The sequence below is a fragment of the Bradyrhizobium sp. CCBAU 45321 genome (genome assembly GCF_028128975.1).
Taxonomy (GTDB): Bacteria; Pseudomonadota; Alphaproteobacteria; order Rhizobiales; family Xanthobacteraceae; genus Bradyrhizobium; species Bradyrhizobium yuanmingense.
This window is the reverse complement of sequence record NZ_LFKZ01000118.1, coordinates 25,726-42,628: the sequence shown is the minus strand read 5'-3', so window position 1 is coordinate 42,628 and position 16,903 is coordinate 25,726. Positions and strand designations below refer to the sequence as shown.

5 protein-coding genes are annotated in these 16,903 nt (G+C 60.4%); 2 read left to right on the top strand and 3 right to left on the bottom strand.

The window, feature by feature from the left end; translation table 11 throughout:
- The first annotated feature begins 93 nt into the window (after positions 1-93).
- Complete coding sequence (locus ACM43_RS15270; RefSeq protein ID WP_271540910.1) at positions 94-543, top strand: hypothetical protein; 450 nt, start codon at positions 94-96, stop codon at positions 541-543.
- Positions 544-702: 159 nt separating this feature from the next.
- A complete protein-coding gene (locus tag ACM43_RS15265) occupies positions 703-1,230 on the top strand; it encodes a hypothetical protein (protein ID WP_271540908.1) in 528 nt (175 codons plus the stop codon).
- 211 nt (positions 1,231-1,441) lie between these two features.
- Here the strand turns inward: ACM43_RS15265 and ACM43_RS15260 are convergent, their stop codons facing one another.
- The 3 genes from ACM43_RS15260 to ACM43_RS15250 all read right to left on the bottom strand — a co-directional run bounded on the left by ACM43_RS15260 (position 1,442) and on the right by ACM43_RS15250 (position 16,738).
- Positions 1,442-2,026 carry a hypothetical protein gene (locus ACM43_RS15260; protein ID WP_271540906.1) on the bottom strand — a complete coding sequence of 195 codons (585 nt, stop codon included), beginning with the start codon at positions 2,024-2,026 and terminating at the stop codon, positions 1,442-1,444.
- 103 nt (positions 2,027-2,129) lie between these two features.
- On the bottom strand, positions 2,130-7,934 hold the full coding sequence (locus ACM43_RS15255) for a hypothetical protein (RefSeq protein WP_271540904.1): 5,805 nt from the start codon (positions 7,932-7,934) through the stop codon (positions 2,130-2,132).
- On the bottom strand, positions 7,931-16,738 hold the full coding sequence (locus tag ACM43_RS15250; protein ID WP_271540902.1) for a hypothetical protein: 8,808 nt from the start codon (positions 16,736-16,738) through the stop codon (positions 7,931-7,933). The genes ACM43_RS15255 and ACM43_RS15250 overlap by 4 nt, the downstream gene beginning before the upstream one ends.
- Between the last annotated feature and the right edge of the window lie 165 nt (positions 16,739-16,903).

Here is a 16,903-nt window from a genome sequence, read left to right as displayed (position 1 = left end):
GCTTCGGATATCAGATCCCTTGCAGCGGCTCGGGCCAAAAAGGGCCAAGTAGTGGTGCCGCAGCTAACTCCCAGTTCTCAAGAGAAGAACCAAGTGACGCTACGCTTAACGCGCGAACAAATCTATGAATTGGTTTGGTCGGAGGCCATGAGCCGCATTTGCAAAGCAGTCGGCATTTCTGACGTGGCGATAGCCAAGCACTGCCGCAAGGCGGATATACCCATCCCGGAACGCGGATACTGGAACAAGCTGCACGCTGGCCAAGAGGTTACGCGAACGCCCCTTCCTCCGCGCGATCTCGCAACCATTAATGTCATTGAAATGGGTGGAGCACTCCCGCCCGAGCTAAGAGCGCGGATTACGGGTGAGCCCGGCATCGAAGGCGAACCGGAGAGTATAGATGTGCTGACGGAGCGGTTCCGGAAACGCCTAGGCAAAGTAAGCTTATCCCGCGACCTGACGCGCGCGGATCCCGCCATCGCCAAACTGCTAAGTCGCGATGAGACGATTCGTCAGAAGATGGCATCAAGCTCCTACTACTGAGAGAAGCCTCTTTTCGAATCGTCCTACGAGCGGCGGCGCCTACGCATTCTCAACTCAATCTTTCTCGCCTTTGCCAGGGTGGGTGGCGGAAGTGCTTATATCCGCGATCGGGACGCACGCGAGATTTCAATCAGCGGACCTGCAGGCGTCATTATAACTTTGGATTCCCCAAAGAAACGTCAGGCCCGTAACCGACGGTCTGACGATGCGGGCGCAAAGGACAAGCTGGAGCTACGGGCTGAATGCGGTCGGCACCATCCAGATATCGTTTCAAATTGGATAGATGACGAAGCGGGGAAGCTCGAAGACAAGCTGACCGAAATTGTAATCGGCCTCGCGATTGTGAGTGAGCGCGAATCGCGGCGGTGGCAGGCCGAAATGGCGGAATGGCGGCGCAAGCGCGAGGAAGAGGAAGCCGAAGCACGGCGCAAGGCCAAGGAGAAGGCCGAACGCGAAGAGCGGGAACGGATTGCAGCCGAAGAAAAGGCGCGCCGCGACGGGCTGCTAACCGAGGCCGAGAACTGGCGAAGTGCCGGGCTGATACGTGAATACGTCGAGGCAAGACGCGCATCAGAAGCAGCGCAAGCGCCAGAATTCGAAAATTGGGCGCGCTGGGCGCTAAAGGAAGCAGATCGGATGGATCCGCTTATCAACGTTAGGTCACGCCCTGACATTGAGGATGTCTAAATTCGTCCGGCTCGGAAAGTCACTTCGACCCGTCTCAACAAGCCGTCATCTGGATGGGATATCCCTTGGAACGAGGCAAAGCGCTGATGAGACGCGAGGTTCGAATCAGCGGAGCCGGCTCAAACCTCCGGCCCGAACTTTCCGGCTTTGGCTTCGCAGCGATCTGACGCCGCCGGCTAGGACCAGTGTGTCCTTTATCATTCGGAACCGGCTACTTGGATTTTTTCTTTCGAATGGAGCGGGTGGATTTGGTAACAGAACGAAGCTTCTTCGCGACATTCTTCTTTACTAAGGTCTCCAAACCGAAGTTCTGGCCACCAGAAACCACTACATCAACTCCTACCGGCGGTGACGCCAAGCTCCATAGATAATTTAGAATGGCCTCAGATCGATCACATATGCAACCGTGCGTGTAATCTCTTGGCCTCTTCTTTCCGTGAATATAGTCGCCGTGATCTGGCGCTCCGCCAGTTGGGTTCAAGCGGGCGCGAATTGTGCCCCACTCTGTTTGCCCATTATACAGGTTGCCTTGATCGTCTGGTATGCGGGTGCCAACTTTTTGAATCCCAAAAAAGGGTTTTAGAGTTCCGTCATTATTGGCCTGGTTCGTATCTTCACCGCCCCGAATGTCGAGACGCAAACGGTACTTACCGTCGTCTAATGGATTGAACGAGTTTCCTCCGGAAAATGCCGTTACCTTCTTTACGATCGTAGCGCCGTCCAACAGCGTGAGATCTCCGGTCACCGCGTTTTCGGAATTCGTGCCTGATTTGACGAAAGTAATTTTTAGCGCCACGGCTGTCCTCCAGTTCTATTTTTTAGTCAATTCAGTTCGAGCCAAAGCTTTTTGTGTATTACGCTGCTAAGAATCGGACATCAGTCACGTCACCGACGGTGCGTCACGGGATTGCCAGATTGTCAAGCGCGAGACGCGCCGCGAAGCGCGGTCCAGTATCAGCGAAGTTCTTGTCAGCGAGCGTGTCGTAACGAGGCTCGTCGGGATACGTCGCCGGCCGCAAGCGGTCGAATTCTTCCGCAAAAATAGACCAGTTATCGCCTTGCCCCTCGAATTCGCTTTTGAGCACTGCGAACGTTGCTTTCCATGTCATGCATCCGGAGCCACAGTTCGGGTCCTGAGTTCTCATCTCCTTGATCATCTCGGCGCCGGCTAGTTCAAGACTCTGCCTAGGCCGACGCTGGAGCAACGAGAAGTGGACCCGCGGTGCTTGCTCTGGCGAGATTTGAGGGTCCTTCGAACCCGGTGTCGGGTACGACATAGCACCTTCGAGCGTCGCTTCGATCAGCACTTTGTTTCCATCTCGTTTCGCCGTCGCGGTGAGGGTGCGTTCGAGCATCAGTTGCACCCACTCGACCACCGGCTCAGACACTCGAAGCAATTCGGGCGCATGCGGTTGGAACCGAACGAGGCCAAGTCGCAGGAATGGATAGACAGCGCCACAAGAACTCAGCTTGAGATCGACAAACCACGTCTCCTGTTCGGGATCGAACTTCGGCGCGTAGGTGACGAGTGACACCACCATGAAACCACCAGGAGGATTGCTGCTATCCGGGGTGAGACCGGGCGGTTGAGCGTCCGAGTCAACCGGAACAGGCATGCGCACGTTTCTGATCAAAAGCGCGTCAGAAGTGGGGTCTTGGTCCACGCGCTCGAAATCGTACGGCGTTCTTTCGACGTCGACGAAGTTGTCCTTGGAAAGGAGCCAGCCTTGGACGCCACCGTGGTTGCGGATGGGGTCGGCGCCCCACCGGCTTACCCATGAGCCGCCAGGCCCCATATCTGCATCCTGCAGTCCTTCAACGCCACTGCCGTCAGACTGCAGTTTGCGGAGGTTGATTTGCTGGCGATCGTCAGGTGCCGGCCGGATAAAATCGTTGCGCACTTCCACTGGCGACTCGAAAAGATTAGGCGGCCAAATAACGACGCCTAGACGCTCGCCTTCGCCAGACGAAAACCATGGCCGTTTGAGACGCACGCGCACGCGCATCGATCGCCTCATCGTCACCGACGGCAACTTTGCGTTTGCCGGTGTCGGCACGTTGTCAGTCCATTGGAACGATGGGATGGGACTTAATGTCGCCGGACGCGCCGGCCTTATGGTAGCCGGCAGCCACCGCCGGTTCAAAATCTTGATGTCCTCGGGCTTGCTGTTCTTCGTCACGGGCGCCGGCAGTTGCAGCACCTCCGGCAATTCATCATAGCGAGTGCGCAATGCGGCCGCATGGCGGGCGGTCGCGATGGCAAAGATCTCAATCAAACGTGCCCGCCCATCGGGGAAGCCGGGCGGGCGGTAGACCCGCAGCGGTGGCGTCGAAACCGGTTCCTTCGATCCGTCGTGGGTCTTGTCATACGCCCTGGCTATGCGCTGCGTCTCGAGCAGGTCGAGTTTTTGAGTGTTCGAGTCAAAACCCTCGATCCGCAGCAGCGTCACCGCTTCCAGGTCGAACTGCACGGAAGCATCGGCTGCCGGCATGAAGCCGAACAGCCGCTTGGGATCCATGTTGTTCTGGGAATCGGGTTTCGGCCATAAGCCGCGGGCCCGGTCGTCCCGGGAACGACCTCGCTCGATGTCATCGAAGCGGCCGCGAGCAGCGGCTATGCCGCGAGCGCGAATCTCCAGCGCAGCTGTGCTCTGACCATCGACAGCGATTGTGCCGTCGAGCAGGACGTCGATCGCGCCGACCACCTGGTTTTCCAACAGCCAATTCGCAGGTTGGCAGAGGGGACCGCAAGCCTGTGCATTGTCGAGCACGTCGCCGATCGTCTTGGTATCCGCGCGCAACAACGCCCATGGACGGACCTTTTCCTTCGGCAGCAGCGGCGCCGCCTGCGGCAAGTCGATCGCGTGCACGGCGGAGATCGTGGTGACGGCGGTGATTTCGGGAATGGGCCCTGCCAGCAACTCTTCACGGGTCGCCTTGGCCAACGTGGCAAGGAAGTCGGGTGGTGGGATCGCCAAGCCTCCAAGACCCGTGAATTTTGTGGGGGCGGCAGCCGCCGGGCCTGTGGATGGCGCCCTCTCCGGCTGTTGTCCCGTCAACTCCTGCAGGCCGTCGACGAAAGCTTTCTCAATCGCCCCCACCGTGTTGTCTGCACCGGGGTCAGCGCTGAACTTTGCGCCGATCGCTTCGGTTTGCGCCCACATATAGGTTAGAAACGTCTCGCTCGGAACACACCAAGCTGAGATAGCGGCCTCTTCTCCGGGCCCGAGCACAACTGTTACATGGGCAACTGCGAGCGAGACGTTGGCGGCTCCCGACGCAGTGCGAGGAAGCGCGTTGTAGTTGGTACGTGCCTTCACGGTTATCCGCTTGTCCTTGGGATCGCCACGCACCACGTCAAGCACGACCGGCATGGCATGAGGATACTCCGCCGGTACCGGCGACGGCTTCTTCTCACGGTAAAGTTCGATCGCGACAGGCGGCAACCGCTGATTTCCGATTTGGACCTGAATGGCCAACGTCACTGCCGCCGGATCCGGGTAGTAGGGTTGTCGCTCGACGTCTTGTTGCCTTCCGGTGGGTAGAGCGCGAAACACAGCGGTGCCGGCGCGGTCGACGAGGTCAAGTTTGCCATGCCCGTCGTCGAGCGCACCGACCGCGCTCCACAGCACGGTTCGCCGCAGTTCCTGATCGCGTCCTTGATCGTCCTTGTATTTGACAACAACGCGTTGCCCTTGGCCCTTGACGCGGTGCAGAATTTCACCGTCGTCGGTCACCGGAGCTGCTTGGGGAGGGACCTCGTCGCCGGTTTTTGGGACCACGATGGGGTCGAGCGAGGCACTTCCGCGGTAGACGGGCAACCCGCCCCAGGCCGCGCGGTGGTCTATTGTCCGCAATCCGCCGCGCGGCCGCGACGTGATCGTGGAGGGGCGCCAGGCAACGCGGGCCTGTTTCCATACGGCGGCAGCTGTCGGCTTGCCCTTTTCGGGTTGGGGCGGCGGAGCCGGGACCCATTCGAGCTTTTGCTGCTCGTCAAATGCGACTTCACCGTCCTCGCTTCCCTCTTCACCAAGCAGCCGAGGTTCGCACATCTCGACATTGCGATCGAACTCGACCGACTTGCCGCGGAATGCGCCGTGAAGCGTCGCGAAATCGAGGGATACGGCGGGCGCCAACAGAATCCGGCGGTCAAACCCAACCCCCGGCTGCAGGTCCTGCTGGGTAGGATCGTCAGGCACCTGAGCGATTTTTCTGTTGTTTGCGATTGCAAAGCTGCGCACCAGCATTTGACCTGCTTGCGGCGCGGGAAAGCGTCCACGCAGCGCTACCTTGGTATGGGTCGTCTGCTGCACCAGCGTTCCGAACAGCCAGTCCGGAACCGATATTGACGGGGCGTCGATGCGCTCATGGCGACGAAAGGCGTGGCCCGCAATATCCGCCTTCGGCCTTACCATATCTCCATCGAAGCGATACTCGTAATGATTGATGGCGCGGTTCAAGGGCAGCGAGATGCCGCCGCTGAACACTGCACGCAGCCCAAAATGATACTGCCAGCCGAATCGCAGCGGTGGCGGCGTCAGCGCCGGCGAATTCTTGGGCAGGTCGTATTTCATGTTGATGCGCAGCTCTTGCGGATCGAGAGCGATGCTCTGGATCCCGCATGCAAGGCTCAGCGGATCGCCGCGCCAGGCGCCGATGATTTCCTCGGTGAATGCTGTGGTTCCTTCCGTCGGCAATGTGGAGGCACTGAACTTGCCGGACGGCGGTGTCCAGTCGCGGAGTGACGTCGGCACTTGCAATTGGCCATCGTCGGCCTCACCGCGCGCTCCGGCCGGATAGAGACTGTCGATGTACTCATTGAGAGTCTTGCCGTCGGGCCTTGGAGGAGAGGTGCCTTTGGTCGGCGTATACACCACCGTCCGGTGCATCAGCGTGTGCCACCGGTTGCGATCGACTGTGTCGTTCTTGAGCCGTAGGCCGGTATCGAGCTTGTAACCGACGGTCAGATCCGAGGCATCGAGAATGATGTTCTTGGGATTGTTCGGATCGGTATAGAGGTCGCGCTGACGCTTCGATTCCAGGTGTCGGCCGATTGCGTGAAGCTGGCGCCACCGGTCGGCAAGGGCCAGGCCGGCCCCGCGCTGGGTCGCCGCCTTGAGTTCGCTCAGTTCGCGAGCTAGTCGCGCAGGCAGAGCGCCTGACTTCTTGATCTCGTACGCTCGCTGGAAACCCTGCTGCCACGCGTTGTACGCCGCGCCCGTGGCCGTGATCGCGTCCAGCGTGAGAATGTCATAGCGCGGTACGGAAATCGAATCGTCCTTGACGCATTGGCCGAGGTCGACGATTCCATCGATCTGCTCAGCGATCGCCAACTTGCGAACGTCGGAAGGCGAGTAGCCTGCCGCGCGCGCATCTATTTCCTCGCGTGTGCAGGGCAGGAAATGCCCCTTGTCTTCCGTGCCAGCCGGCATGCGGTATTTGGCCGTCGCCCAGATCTGCGCTCTTGCCCCGGCGTTGGGGAAGCTCAGAACCAGAAAATTGGCCATGACCGCCTTGGTCGGCTTGGTCAAGATCGGAAAAACGCTTGACTCGCGGTCGTAGAGCACTTCGTCGCCGTACTCCTGCGCGCTCGCCTGCGGTTGGGTCAACGCCGCTTCAAGAAGGCTCCGGTCACACTGGAAGTCGACAACGAACCGGAACAACCGCGACAGTGAAGGATTTGCTTGCAGCGTGAAGAGGCGCCGGCGGGCAAATTCGACGGCGGGATCTTCCTTGACAAGCGGTGCTGCGCTGGGCGAGCCATCGGGCGTGCGGGAGGCCAGCCGAAAGGCAGCAAGCTCCTCAGTCGGCAACGGATCGCTCTGCACGAGGCGGCGAGTTCCTTTGGCCTGGAAGTAGCTGTTATCCCGAGCCAACTGGATCGGTGACGTGCCCTGAAGGAGCAAGTGAATGTGTGAGCGCGTTAGCGCCTTGACCGCATCTTGAGACGATGCGGCCTGCTGGTATTGGACACGGCGATGCGCAAATGCATCGGCTCTCAGGCGGCTGTTTTTCAAAGCCGTGTACGCCTTATCGTCGGTGATTTCGGCCGCTTGCACGGACTCAGTCCTCAATGCCGCCTTGGAGTGGAGCTTGCCTTCCTTTTGGAGGCGGAGATTCTCGTCGAGCGCATGCGACAGCGAGTAAACGGCAAGGTCTTCATCGAATTGCAGGACGGGATCACCCATGACCTGCGCGATGATCTCGCCGGCCGTGTTGAACGATTGACGGATTGCAACCGTCGAGCGCCCCGTGCCATGAAAGTCAGGTGTTTGTTGTTGCGGATCGTCCTCCGCTTTGCGCATCACGGTTTCGAGAGGATCGCTGCCGCTCTTTGGATCGAGCGAGTCACGCAACGCCTTGATGCCCTTATCGCCACCCATCACTTCGGCCCAGTATGAAGCCAGGCGCGCTTCGTCCGCGGGTGACAACGGCTTTGCAAACGCGGTAACAGGCAGGTTCTGCTGCGGTTGCGTCAATGGATCGGGCCGCCATGTCGCGGATGTCAGCGGGATGAGCTTGAGGTCGGCCGCAAATGCGCTACCCTTCCTCAACAACGCGCCGATAGCTTGTGGCCAGACTGCGAGGTCGATCGTTCCCGCCGCGTCAAAAATCGGCGTGAATACGACGGTGAAGCGTGCCTTGTCGTTGTAGACACCGGCAGCTACGACGTGTGCTGCGATCGAAACGGCATTTTCGGTCATGCGGGGAACCCATCAACTTCTGCAAAGTAGGTTTGATACGTGACCCAGTCCTGCTGTTGCGACACAGCGTCCGATCTCAGCCGCGGACCGGTCGCGGCAGGCGGAGCGTCCAGGAAGCCGAAGGCAGCGACGGCGCCGTGGGCACCGGAGAATCCCTGCCCCATGCTTCGCTGGACTCCGACCGAGTAGCGGAGTTTGGCGAAGCCCATCGAAAACGAGAACGTGAAAACAGCGGAGCCCTGCATCGAGCCACCGGGTTGATGCGTGATACGCACCACCAGCGTGGCGCTGATGGCGAAGCACGCGATGTGGGCATCGCCGCCGGCGTAGAAGAAGCCTTCAATAAGGATGCCTTCTTCGCCAAGTCGGCGCAGGTAAATGCCTGTCGTGATGCGACCCTGCCCGCTCAATGGACCAAATTTGAAAGCGCCGCCACCGCCGAACTCAAACGAGGCTTCAAAGCCCACCATCTTTTTTGCGTTCGCATAGAGGGCCAGAAATCCTCCCCCGATGTACGGCGCGCAAGACAGCAGCACTGGCCGGTCTTTTCGTCCGATGGAAGCGACGAATAAGGCCGGCGTCTTGTCGAACGGCAGAACGCAGGAAGCGTTGATCGATACGTTGATGAAGGCAAGCGCACCGATCGAGATGATGCCGAGATCGAGGCTGTAACCCGCTTCAATACCGGGTCCGTCGCTCCGCATCCTTACGAAGGGACCGCTGCCGCCGGGGTTCATCAAGCTTTCGAGCGGCTTGAGAAACGCAGCGCTTGGCCCCAGTTCGAAATCCCGGTACGAGACGTTGAAATCGGTGCCTTTGCCACTTTCATTAACGAACTGCGCGCGGTCGAAGAACAGCTTGACGACACCGAAGAGATCGACGGCGAAAGCGTCGACCGTACAAGCCGCCGTGAAACGCGGCGGCTCCTGGGGATTTAGCAGGTCGAACGTACCGCCTGCGGTCAGCGTGACCTGGCTGTCCGGTCCCGGAATGAACGGGCCTGCCTCCTTCAACCCGCACTGCAGGTCATAGCTCAACACGACCTTTGCCGGGACCAGTTCCTTGAGTTTCTCTTCGATCCGGCGTCGCACGCTTTCGAGATCGACAAGACGCTTGAGATCGCCGCTTGCCACGGCGGCAGCGGCGTCCGCAATCTGCGCGCCAAGCACCTGCGCCGAGCTCTTCGACTGGCCCCAGGCGCCAAAAAGTTCGGCGAGACTCTTGAGCGTGATATCGTCGAGGGGATCCGTGCTGGCCAGCTTGACCGCCAGGGCGTGAAGCTCGACCGCTTCGGCGACCAAATAATCCTTGTCGCGCTCGACCGGATTGCTCAGGATCGGCAGACCCGTTCGCGGCGCCTGATACGACACCACGAGCAGCTTGATAACCTTATCCAGCGTGATCGCGCTCAGATCATCGCCAATCGTGTCGCCTTGCTTGTTGCCTGTCCCGGTGCCACCTAGCGAATCCGAGACGGTCTTGCGCAATCCCACCAGCGAATTCTGCGTGGAATCAAAGAAAGCAAACAGCTTGGCGAGGATGTCGCGAATGATCGTGAAAGCGTACTCGATATACGGCGCTCCCTCGATCACGAAGCTGGTAATCGTCTGCAGCAGCCGGGCCTCGAAGGCATCGACAAGCTGGGCTTTGATGTCGTCGACCTTGCCTGGAATTGCCTGGACCGCGGTCAGGAGAGCAACCAGATATTGGTCGCATTTTGCCGCATCTTTCAGATCGGGTATGGCGTCGTTGACCCTGTCAAGCACGGTCTGGATGAGCGTATCAACCTGCGCTTCGAAGGCGCGCGCCGTTGCGGTCGCTCCGTCGATCGAGGTGACGATGTCGTTCAGCGCCTTCCATGGAGCGCTGTTGTTGGGGAATGTGTCCCGCAGCGTGACAACGGCCGCTTTCGTTTGCTTGAGTGCTCCGTCCACGCCGGCCTTATTGAGGGACGTTACTTGCTTCACCAGCACAGCCACAGCCGCAGCCTGCGTGGCGCTGGCGCGTGCGATATCGAGGATCGCGCGGCGAGCCGCCTGGGCCTCCGGCGACGCGCCCACGATCTTGTTGAGCAGGGTGCGCAGCCGGGGCGGATCAACCGCTGGCGCGAGCCTGATATCGAAGTCCTTGACGGCAGTGAGAAGCGCCTTGCGGGTGGCGCCCAATGCCATCACGGCATCGACGGGCGAGCGATCTGGCGTTGCTTCGCAGACATCTCGCTTGAGATTCCTGATCTGCGCCCCAGCTTTCACCAGGACGTTGATCACTTTGCTCATCGAATCGAGATCGGTCTTGAGTTCGCCGAATACTTGCTGCGCCTCTCCGTCAAGACCGAGCGCTTGCAGAGCCGGCTTTGCCGCGTCGAAGGCAGATTGAACTTGGGTCAGCGCATTGTCGATCACGGCCGTCGAGGTCGGCATGATATCCGCAGCAAGTGCTGCGAATGCACCGGCGAGGCCTCCGCACAGCTTGCTTACGGCATCGAGCCCCAAGGTCTGGATGGCGCCGATGGTCTCGAAGGCGGCATTGGTCGCATTCTGCAATGCTCCAAGCAGTGTTCCGATCGTTCGGTCTGCTTGCACTGTGCTCGCAATGTTGGCCGCCTGGATCAACAGGCGCTGGAGCACATCAAATGTGCGATCATAGGCGAACCCGACAATCCGGTCGACAGCGTCATCGGCAGCGAGTAACCAGGCGTCATAGGCGTTTTGTAGCAGTGTGGTGATAGGACCGGTCGTCTGCTTTATGCGGGCTGCAAACGCACGCTCGAATTCAGTCTCAAGGCCGCCTGCTGCGACTTTTGGACCCCTCTGTACAAGCACTTCGATGAATTCGGACTTGCTCAGGGCCTCTGTCAGCGTGTCGAGAAAAAATTTCTCGATCTCGGCCTTTTGCGGGTCGGAAATGCCGATCAGGGTGTGGGTGCCGGGCAACGAGAACGCCAGGTGTCGCCAGGCCGTGAACTTCGCGTCGGTCAGCAAGGCATTGACCTTGGCGCGCAGCTTCGTGTTCAGTACTTGCAGTTCGTTCAGGACATCGCCCTTGACCGTTCCGAGCACCGTGCCGGCGGCGGTGATCAGGTCGGCAAGGGACGAATTGAACGCGTCGCGCAGCGCGGCCCGTACGGGAGAAATCGGATCGTTTGCCACCCGTTCGACGGCTGCAAGGAAGCGCCGGCCGGCCCCGTAGATCACGGCGAAATGGGCAAGCAGGTCTGCGGTGGAGCGAACTGTCGCGCTGGCATCGATCGCCGCATCGAGCGCATCCATAAGTTCGCGATAGGCTTTTCCCACATCTGGGTAGAGCCGCTCAATGCGCAGCAGCGTTCGCAGTTCATCGAACGGAGCACGGGGGTTGGACGGAGTGCTAGGGGTGCTGTTGTCGTAAAATTCCCTGGCAAGGCTCCGCAATGCGTCGCGTAGCGGGATCAGAAGTCGATCCCTGACCTTGGCCGCAGCTACGCCCGGATCGGCTGCCTTGTCGAGGTCACTCAGCAGCGCCGAGGTGTATTGGGTGATTTCGGTGAATTCCGGCTTTCCTCCTACGCCCTGCAACAGAAATTTCAGTGCTTCCTTCAGGTCAACGATGCCGAGAAGCGTGGCATCACCGAAAAAGTCGGTAGGATTGGCGTTTTCAAAACCGGTCGATACCGGCTTGCTGCCGACCAGCGCGAGTTGCTTCGTTCGCGGATGATGGCCTATCGGTCCCCGCGAGCGCGACATCCCGTTGAGCGCTGTCGTGGGCCTGACCGGACCGCCGGTGCGTTCACCGGAACGGCCCGGGTCGAGCGGGACCGGTTCGACGAAGTCGAGGAAGATGTCGGTCTTCGCTTTGCGGACCTGCGCAGGCCAATTTGGCGCGTCCGCAAAGTCCTCGTCCTTAGGGAAGCCGAAGGCGCGATACTCGTCGTCAAAAAAGACAGTGATCGTGCCGTTCGATGTCGCAGACGCATAAGGCCGTCCCACGAGGCGGTCGACCTGGGCAATTCGAACAGTTCCCCGTTGCATCACCGGATAGAACGGCGGTTGGTCGGTGCCCTGCAGGAGAGCGCCGAAGTCGAAATTTTCGTTTTTGAAGGTGATCTGGCGATCGTCGTTTACTATCTTCGGAATCTCGCTCTCGCGCCCCTCCGCGCCGAGAAGCCATCGCTCGGTCTCGAAACTTGTGCCGTCAGGCTCCTTTTCTGGCGCGTATCGCCGCTTGCCCCCGCCGAGTTGCAGGTTACGGCGGGCATCCTTGTCTTGCATTTTGGCATTGTAGAAATTGACCAGCGCGCTGATCGTATCTTTGTTGTTCGCTGCGGTGTTATCGACGAATATCAGGGGGAGGCGCGTACGCTCGCCGCGGCCGTCGATCTGCAATTCGAAATTGACTTCGCCACCGTTGCGCGGGCGAACGCGAGGCCAGAACACCAAACCGGGCAGAAGGACGTTATTCGCGTCGCTGAGCAGGATGCGGCCGCTTCGCGCCTCATCATTGGTCGGATCGGACTGATCAGACGGATCCAGTATGTCCGGCGTAACGCGGGTCAGAATCTCAACCCGTTCGGTGGGCCAAGCCCGCCCGCCATTCGGCTGCCCCATCGCCGGAAAGGTCTTGAGGGGAGTGCCAACCCGTAGGAAAAAGCGCTGAACGAGAAATGCGATCGGGCCGCCATCGACGCCGCCCGGGCCGGGAACGAAACGGCGTTCGGTAAGCTTGACAAGTGAGGCTCTGTGACCGAGGGGGAATAGGAACCCCTTGTACACAACCTCGACGCGGATATCGCGGCCGAGCCGGGTTTCTTGGCGCCAACGCTCGATCGAGAACGCATCAAACAGCGCGGCCCCTTCCTGAGCCTCTCCCTTCCGCGCGTTCGCTGGGCTCCAGCTCAGAGCCGGGACGATTTTCGCCGATGCTGGAGGTACAAAGTTGGTGTCTGCGTCGAAGCTGCCGCCAAGCGCTGTCAGGGTGAGTTCGTTCACGCCGAGCGGCTGGGGGCGGTAGATCGCGGACGTGTCCTCAGCCTTTGCACCCGCCTGTGACGGATCGAGGACTTCGGTACCCGCAAAACGCAACTTGAAACCCGATGGCGGGTTGAACTGGCTACCACCGAGGATCGCGCCGTTTGCGGCCCTTCGTCCCCGCACCGGCAGGCCGTGCAGCGAACTCAGCGCGACCAACTCGTGTCTATCCGACGAATCGAGGCCGGTCCGGAAACGCTCCGGTTGCTTTTTCGGGTCCGAGTCCAGGACCGTGCGGGCAGTGATGTTGCGGGGCAGGGCCCACGGCGCCCACGGCCCATGCGGCGGCCCGGTCAAGCTGGGATCGAGCAGGGCTTCGGACCGGAAGTCCGGTGACCAGACCGCTCGAACGCCCGAGGATCCCGGAGCTTCGTCGAGTTGCGCAAACCACAACGGAATGGGCAGCGCGCTGCTTGGAGGAATAATTCCGTCTGGAAGTGGCAACGGTGTTCGCCACGATGCGTCCTGGGCCGGCGACAGCATCAAACGCATCGGCAGCTCAATCGACGTCTCGTAGAGACCCGGCGCTCGAGCGCTTGCCGCGACCTCAACCATGCGCTGGGTTGCAGTGACGGTACCGAGGCCTTCGTTCATATCCAGCGGATCGAAGAGCGGTGTCGGGCAACCCGGCACATCCTTGAGGGCGCGCTGCTCATCGCGGCGAATCGACCATGAGTCTCCGCGCGAAATTCCCTGATGCAGCAGTTTTGCGGCCTCGTCTCGGGTCTCCTGACGCGCCCAGCGGGGCGGCAAGCGGCCGTTCGCAGTTTGTTTGTCGGAACCTGCGAGTGGCTCAAATACTTTTTCGGCGCGGCGCACGACCGCCAGGTCGTACGCACCCCAGTTGGTCAAAGCCTCGATGGTGAAGGGAATCGATCCAGCGGGCACGTCGTTCGGCTTGTCAGGATGGCCGCCCTGGAAATCGTCGGCGGGAATCCGGAAGACCAGACGGGATGCGCCGGAAATACGCGCCTCCGCAGGGATAGCGAATTCCTCACCGGGCAGCGTGGCATTTTTTGCGTCGAATCTTGCGATAACTGCGGCGATTGCCAGCGCGGCCGCCTTCGGGTCGCCTTGCTTCTCAACCTGGGCAATCATGCTGGCCCGCCCGCGGAAGGGCTTCGGCACGGTCGCATCCTTGTCGTACTCGGCGCGGAACGCCGCATAGGTGGCGTCGAGCCTTTCGCGAAGCTCTTCTCTTTCCTTGAGATAGTTCGTGAGGTCGGTGGTCTCCGGAGGAGAGTTGACTATCGGCTCCGGGTAGTCCTCGCGTATGGTATCGGCAATCTTGTACTTCTTGCGAAGCTCGGCCGTGACGTCGGCACTGAGCTGAACCTCCGGCAGGTCATGCAGCAATGCCGCGCGCCTCGCCGGCGTATCGGCTTTCTGGTTGTCGCCCTCTTCGGTTTTTCGCTGGAAGGCCCGGGCGACACGCGCAGCTTCCAGGTCGAGGAAGGCAGGTCCGACATAGATCTCCTGATCTTCGGGGATACGCGCGCCGCTAGCGTTCGCCTCTTTGACTTTCGCGCCGAACTGATCGCGAAATTCACGATAGGACTTAGCGTACGGATCGTTCGCCGGAAGCTTTGCAAGCTCCGCTTCTTGCCTGACCTTCACGGCATTTCGCGTCGTGATGCGTTGGGCCGGGACGCCGTTCCACAAGATATCGGTCTCCGCCCGATCCGGGGATGTCCCCGGCGGCGGCACCGGCAGTTTTGGCTCTGCCCGCAACTGGCGAAGGAACGCACGTTCGGCAACGTGCTGCGGCGGAAACTCGACCACCAGCAACGGGCGAGGATCGTCGCGCCGCTGGTATCGTTTCGGATCGTTCTCGGCCGGCGGCTCGTCCTTGCAGATGAGCGGCGCGGTGGGTTCGGGCAGGGGTTCTCCGCTAGGGACAAAGGCAGCGATGCGGCGGTCCGGAGTGACCCGCCAGCCCAAGCCGCTGTATTCCAGCAGAAGGTCCTGAAATCGATAGGTAAGCGCGAGCAGGTCGGACGACCGGCGAAGTACAAGCGTAGCGCGACTGAGCGAAAACCGTGCCGGGAGCGACACCTTGTTGATCGCGCCGATATGTACGATCGCTTCCGCCTGCGGTGGATCGTTGAGCGGCGGCGGACGCCCGCTCCAGGTATGCTGTAAGGGCACCTCGGCGACGCGGAAAAGGCACTCTGCCTCGTGAAATGTCAACTGGCTGAAGGGAATTGCGGCGCGTTCGGCCGGTGTCTTCAAGAGACCGGACGCGTCCGCGGCCCGTGCAAGGCGTTCGCTGCCCACGCTGATGGCAGCGCGCTCCAGAGCGAGGGGGGCGGCAAAATGATTGAGCGTTCTGTTCTCGCGCTCACCCGTCCCGCCGATGCGAATGGGCGGCACGCGTCCGGACACGCCAGGACGTGGCGGCAGTTTCGGCAGTGGAGCGACGTGAAGAGGCCCGAAACGCGTCTCGATTGTCGTTTGCTGTCCCGGCGTCAAGGATCCGACGACGCGCACTGCGCGGTCGTCATCGCGCGCGCGCCAAAGTTGGCCGATCAGCTTTTCAAATTTCGTGGGCGTCGTCCGCGGCGCGCGGACAATGGTAAGCGCCATGGGCATTCGCAATGCAGCCACGGGATTGCCGTCGTTGGCGTTGCGCCATCCAAGATAACAACGACCGGTTTCCCCCTGTAGGTCGATGGTGGCAACTTCACCGCCGGGACCGCCGCCCATTCTGATCGCGCCAATCCAGGGCTCGGGGGCCGAATTCACTTTGTCGTCCGGCGCCCGCCTTACAAGCGCATAGAGCACACGCGCTGGCTTTGGATCAGGTATGGGCCTTCGCGGTTCCGCAGAAACGGATTCAATGCTCTCCGGCGCAGGAGGCGCACCATCTCCGGAAAACAAGGCCCGCACATCCTCCCTTTCCTGCCCTTCTTTAGGGTCGAGCACGAATGCCGGCGACAGGTCCTTACCACCCGTGCTGCCGCTGAACACGGCAAAAGCAATATCCTTAAACAGCAGCGGGGCGCCCTCGGTTCGCAACGCCGCAAAGCGGTTGCGTCGAGCAATCGGCAGATCGGCATCCTTCGACGGATCGGTGTCTTGCGGATTCACCTTTTGCCCTGCTCGGAGAATCCAGTAGCCCCCACGATGAAAAGCGAGGTAGACATCGCGAGCGCTGGTCGTATCGAATGAATCCCCAAAGAGCGATTGCACGAGCGTCGACAGCGGGCCGCCATCGATGCGGCCGATGATTTCGTCCTTGACGGCGCTTTTGCCGGGGACGGATTCCAGGAATGCAATCAGGTCGTCCACATCAAGTCGAATGGTGCTGCGCGGCCTGAACAGTGTGAACGAGAGGGATGGCTTGATGGCCGGTTTTGCTGTCGGATTCCATTTCACATCGATCCGGAGCCCGAATTGATAATTACCGGGTAACTCGCACTGTGCTATTTCCGCGCGCCACCCGCCGGCCAGACGACGTAATACGAAACGACCGGCCCCGAACGGAAGGTCCGGATCCGTGAACGTCGAAGCCTGGAGGCGCCATTCCTTGCGATCGTCGGGCGGCACAACGCCTCGAGTCGGTTTTTGGGCAAACGCGATGACCAGCCCTCGTCGCGTGGTGTCCTGATAGCTCACATCGATATATGGTGTGTCGGCTGCCTGTGCTGGGCCAATCAGCAGGGCAGAAGCGCCGCCGGCGAGAACATCGCGACGTGTTACGCCGCCCGGCTGTACCGGCTTCTCGGAGTCTTCGGGATCAAGCCGCTCAGGCGATCCACAATTCGATGAATCGTAGGAGGACTCGCTGTCATCAGCCATGCGTCACCCCGCGCATCAGCAGGCTCGCTAATGCGTTCAACAATTGCCCAATGAAAATAGGTTACTTAAAGCCCTGACACATCGATGATCGCTGCCGAAATAGCAGCGTCATCGAGATGATGTCTGAATGCCCCCAGGCATCACCGAAGATCAACCGTAGCGTGT

What these genes read in the sequence shown, in the direction of transcription:
- ACM43_RS15250 (WP_271540902.1), bottom strand. Translation starts at nt 16,738, where the DNA reads ATGGCTGATGACAGCGAGTCCTCCTACGATTCATCGAATTGTGGATCG.
- ACM43_RS15255 (WP_271540904.1), bottom strand. Translation starts at nt 7,934, where the DNA reads ATGACCGAAAATGCCGTTTCGATCGCAGCACACGTCGTAGCTGCCGGT.